The sequence below is a fragment of the Methylicorpusculum sp. genome (genome assembly GCF_030651835.1).
In the GTDB taxonomy this organism is placed as follows: Bacteria; Pseudomonadota; Gammaproteobacteria; order Methylococcales; family Methylomonadaceae; genus Methylicorpusculum.
The window spans coordinates 1-4824 of the sequence record NZ_JAUSBX010000088.1; the positions used below are offsets into that span (position 1 = coordinate 1).

At 46.4% G+C, this 4824-nt stretch carries 5 protein-coding genes; 2 read left to right on the top strand and 3 right to left on the bottom strand.

Features of this window, described 5'->3' with window-relative positions; translation table 11 throughout:
* Positions 1-114 precede the first annotated feature (114 nt).
* Positions 115-375 carry a hypothetical protein gene (locus tag Q7V32_RS11425; protein ID WP_304897112.1) on the bottom strand — a complete coding sequence of 87 codons (261 nt, stop codon included), beginning with the start codon at positions 373-375 and terminating at the stop codon, positions 115-117.
* A gap of 425 nt (positions 376-800) precedes the next feature.
* Between Q7V32_RS11425 and Q7V32_RS11430 the strand changes: the two genes are divergently transcribed.
* Positions 801-2207 carry a cytochrome c peroxidase gene (locus Q7V32_RS11430; protein ID WP_304897113.1) on the top strand — a complete coding sequence of 469 codons (1407 nt, stop codon included), beginning with the start codon at positions 801-803 and terminating at the stop codon, positions 2205-2207.
* Between the two features lie 80 nt (positions 2208-2287).
* Here the strand turns inward: Q7V32_RS11430 and Q7V32_RS11435 are convergent, their stop codons facing one another.
* Entirely contained in the window at positions 2288-2866 is a 579-nt protein-coding gene (locus tag Q7V32_RS11435) for an ANTAR domain-containing response regulator (RefSeq protein ID WP_304897114.1), read from the bottom strand.
* 1 nt (position 2867) lies between these two features.
* Positions 2868-4331 (bottom strand): MFS transporter, encoded by a 1464-nt coding sequence (locus tag Q7V32_RS11440; protein ID WP_304897115.1) that lies wholly within the window; start codon positions 4329-4331, stop codon positions 2868-2870.
* Positions 4332-4575: 244 nt separating this feature from the next.
* On the opposite strand from Q7V32_RS11440, the gene Q7V32_RS11445 reads away from it, so the two are divergent.
* Positions 4576-4701 (top strand): hypothetical protein, encoded by a 126-nt coding sequence (locus tag Q7V32_RS11445; protein WP_304897116.1) that lies wholly within the window; start codon positions 4576-4578, stop codon positions 4699-4701.
* Positions 4702-4824 lie beyond the last annotated feature (123 nt).

Sequence of the window (4824 nt, forward strand, 5' to 3'; positions counted from 1 at the left end):
CCGCTTTGAATTAAGGGTGTAGGTGCTTGATTTCAAAGGACGCATCAATACGTCCCTGTAGCTCTCTGCAACATCCCTGTTGCAGAAGCCTTTTCAATCAACCACCTACACCCACTAAAATTGGAGGGGGTGAGCAGATACCCAGGAATTAATGATAGCGGTAGTCTCAACATTAAAATGCCCGGTGAGAAACAGGGCAATATTATCTAATACGACTTGCTGCATATCGACGGAACCGGGAATCATTAATGTATCGATACCGTCACAAATATCACCGAACGCTCGGTTCGCAACAACCTGTAATCCGGTCAACGTGGTTACTGCGCCAGGCTTTTCTTCCACTATTTCGATCAGATAGACAGGGTCCTTAATCAACCCGACTCTTTCTAACTCGATGAACTAACACTAAAAACCTGAGATAAACAACCTGGCAATGCAAATCCAGATACAGCTATCCCATCGTAGATCGAAATTCGGCACCGGGGTGCCCGTCAAAGGACACCGTAAATACATCCATGTAGGTTCTATGCCAGCATCCATGCCGGCAAAGCCTTTGCCGAATAACCCGTTGCCTCCTTAGGCACTGCCGAAATTTGAAGTGCGAAAGGCATATATCAACCATTAGGAAATTCATCATTAAATTTGAGCAAATAATCGCTCTTCCCCCTTTCTTATACAAGGACAACTTCCCCTCTTTTTCTGCCAACTTTCAGTGTTGATTATCAAGTGACTGATAAATTACAAAACAGCACTAAGAAATCCCGGTATAAAATGAAGTATCTAACTGACTGGATCCGATTATGAAAAAAGCCCTCTTGATTTTATTGCTGCTTCTGTTTGCCGTTTTTTTGTTTTTTCCCATTTCCAATCTGATCGGTCTGCAGGGCAAAAATGAACTGATTACTGCTATCCCCGGCACTTCAGAAAACTTTGTCGAGGTATCTAAAATCTTGCAGAATAAATGCGTCGACTGCCATTCGCCGGGCATGACGCGGATGCCGGTTTATGCCAATCTGCCTATCGCTAAACAGTTGATGGAAAAAGATATCGAACAGGCTGGTAAAAGGCTGGTGCTGACCAAAATGCTTTTTAGCGGCGAGGACGCTTTTACACCGCTGATGCTGGCAAGACTGGAGCACGTCGTTCGGTCCGGAATCATGCCCCCGACAGAGTACATTCTGATGCACTGGACAGGAAATTTAACCGATGCCGAGAAACAAAGACTGCTCGTCTGGATTGCCGAAGAAAGGTCAAAATCGCCTTGGAGCCAGGATTCCGCAGAACCGTTTAAAGGCGAACCGGTTCAAACGTTGCCGTTAAGCGTCTCACTCAATCAAGACAAAGTCGCGCTGGGTGGAAGACTGTTTCATGACCGCCTGCTTTCCGGAGACAACACCCTGAACTGCGCGTCTTGTCATGACTTGACCCGGGGCGGCACCGATCAGGCCAAAGTCGCTACCGGCATTAAAGGACAACAGGGACCTATCAACTCGCCAACCGTTTATAACGCCATGTACAACATCGCGCAATTCTGGGACGGCCGGGCCAAAGACTTGCAGGAACAAGCGGCAGGCCCGGTAGCCAATCCGGGTGAAATGGGCGCGGAATGGGATTTTATCATCGAAAAACTCAAACAAGTTGCAGACTATCAGGACGCATTTGCCAAACTCTACCCGGAACAAGGTCTGACAAAAGCGTCTGTGACCGATGCGATTGCCCTTTTCGAACAATCGCTGGTGACCCCCAACTCCCGTTTCGACCAGTATCTGCGAGGTAATAAAGTCCTATTAACTCCTGACGAAAAGGCCGGTTATAACTTGTTTAAAGCCAATTGCACTGCCTGCCATTTCGGCCCGGCGCTGGGTGGTTTGTCGTTTGAAAAAATGGGTGTCAAACAGGATTATTTCAAACTGCGCGGCGGTTCGGTTAACGATGTCGACAATGGCCGTTTCAATGTCACCCAACTGGAAAATGACCGTCATTTTTTCAAGGTTCCGGTCTTGCGTAATATCGAACTGACCCAGCCTTATTTTCATGACGGTTCAGTTGATATTCTTTTCGATGCGGTAAAGATAATGAGTCAAGTTCAACTGGGTAAAACGTTGAATGATGATGAAACCCGAAAAATAGTTGGGTTTTTGAAAACGCTGACCGGTGAATACAAGGGAAAACCGCTCACCCAGTTGACTGATGAAGACATCCAATAAGCAGGGGTTATTTTTTAGTTTTTGTAGGATGCCGTCATCCGGCATGGATTACCGGAATGACGGCGTTTAGCAACGACGACTCACTTCAACAAATCCGCCATGGAAATAACGTTTTTGGCCATTTCACCGATCGCAATATTTCTATCCATCGCCAGTTTTCTTAACGCGTGATAAGCCTCATCTTCGTTGTAGCCTTGTGATTTCATCAACAGACCTTTGGCTCTGTCTATCAACTTGCGCTCTTCCAGTTGCGATTTGGTTTTTTTGAGTTCATCTTTCAGCGCCTGCTGCTCTTTAAACCGGGCAATCGCGATGTCGATGATGGTTTTAATCCGTTTGGTATCCAACCCGTCAACGATATAGGCGCTGACCCCTGCTTTAATAACCTGATTAATCGTTTCGGTATCCTGATCCTCGGCAAAAATGATGACCGGTACCGAATGGCTTTGATTAATGGTCAAAATGGCTTTCAGCACTGCTTGCGTCGGAGTAAATACGTTGAGCACAACGATATCAGGCAGCAATGACAAAACAATCGCACTGAGATCAAGTGATTTAAGCGGCAGACAGGCAATCTCAAAACCGTATTTTTGCAGGGTATGTTCCAGCAATTTATCGGCTTGCACTTCGTCGACAATCAATACTTTCAAGGGCTTCATATCAGTCCAGTTCGATTTTAACGAGCGTGCCGTCAGCCATGATTTCTGTTATGAATTCTTTAGGTTCCTCAAGCCACTGAACCAATATCAGAGCAGCCACTGAACAAATACCCAGTCCTATGAAAAAAATTGCCGGAGTGGCCATACTCATTAAAACAAGAAACACAATCGCACCCGCATTACCATAAGCCCCAATGATACCGGCTATCTGCCCGGTTATAGACCGCTTTATCAAAGGCGCAATAGCAAAAACTGCACCTTCGGCCGCCTGAATAAATATCGAACAAATGATGGTCACCGTTACCGTTAAATAAATCGGCCAATCACTGGCAATGAAAGACATCATAAAGTAGCCCAGCGCCGTTCCACCCATAAAAACCATTAAAGAAAATCTTCGGCCTATCCTGTCGCTGAGCCAACCGCCGGCGGGACGTGCGATTAAATTCATAAAAATAAAACTGGACGAAAGCAGGCCCGCATCTATCATCGAAATCGGCTGGGTTTCCCGGTAAGTCGAGAAGAAAAATATGGGCAGCATAGACACCACGGCCAGTTTCGATCCGAAGGTCATCAAATAGGCCACACAAAGAATACTGACTTGTTTAAACGAATAATGATGAATACTGTCAATAGGCCCGCTAAGCCGATCAGCATTAATATCAACGATCCGGTGCGCATGAAAAAAGAACAAGATCCAAATTAACAGATTGATGACAACAACCCACGAACCGGACAGCAAATCGGCTTCAGGAGTTGAGAGTTTCCAGGTCAACAGCGACATGGCGGCATAAAGCGGAACGGTGGTGACTATATAGAAAAAGAGATCCCTGATGCTGGTCACTTCTATGGCACCGGAACGTTTGGGCTTCAGGTAAGGAACATGAGGCGGGGAGTCTTCGACGTTTTGATAGTAAATAAAAGCGTAGGCAAGCGATAGAACGCCGGTAACGGCGATGGCGTAGCGCCAGCCTTGCTCCGCACCAAAATATAGCGCAAGCCCTGGTAAAATCAGGGTCGCCGCAGCCGAACCAAAATTGCCCCAGCCTCCATAAATACCCTCTGCGATGCCAACTTGTCTGGATGGAAACCAGTCGCCAATCATGCGAATACCGATCACAAATCCGGCACCGACAAAACCCAGAGCAAACCTCGCCCAGGCCAGTTGCTCAAACGATTCGGCGGCAGCAAAAGCAAAACAGGGCAAGCTGCACAAGGCCAATAAGGTGCTGTAGCTGATCTTTGCTCCGAATCGGTCGACCACTATTCCGATAATGATTCGGGCGGGAATCGGCAAGGCAAAATTAAGCAACAGCAAAATAGCCACTTCCGATTCACTCAAATCCATTGATGTCATGATCATCAGCATCAGCGGCGCATGGTTAAACCAGACGACAAAACTGATAAAAAATGCCATCCAGGTCATGTGCAGGATTTTTATCTTCCCGGAAAAGCTGAAAATATTCATGGGTAAGGCAGACCTGTAAAGTAATTTAAGCCGAAGAACACATTCGAAGTTAATCAAAGAAAGCAATTAATACGCCAGAGCTTACCCTTTATGGCCCGACCAGGACACTGTGTCTGTAATTGCGAACGATGCGGTTTGTTTCTCACGACAGCCTACGGGCTAAATATCGACCTCGATAGGTTCGTCAAATAGGATGTGCCGACGATAGGAGGCGCATCGTTCGCGATACAAACATGCCATTACCATGACCGAATACCGACGATTTTACCTACCGAAAGCCATGTGGTTTTTCACCGTCAATCTCGCCGACCGGAAAAACAATCATTTATTGATCGACAAGATTGATGTATTGCGTGATGCCTTTCGATAGGTAAAACAACGAAAACCTTTTCATATTGATGCCATCGTCATCATGCCGGATCATTTGCATGCTATTTGGACATTGCCGTCCGATGACGGTGATTATTCAGTTCGCTGGAATATGTTGAAAGGA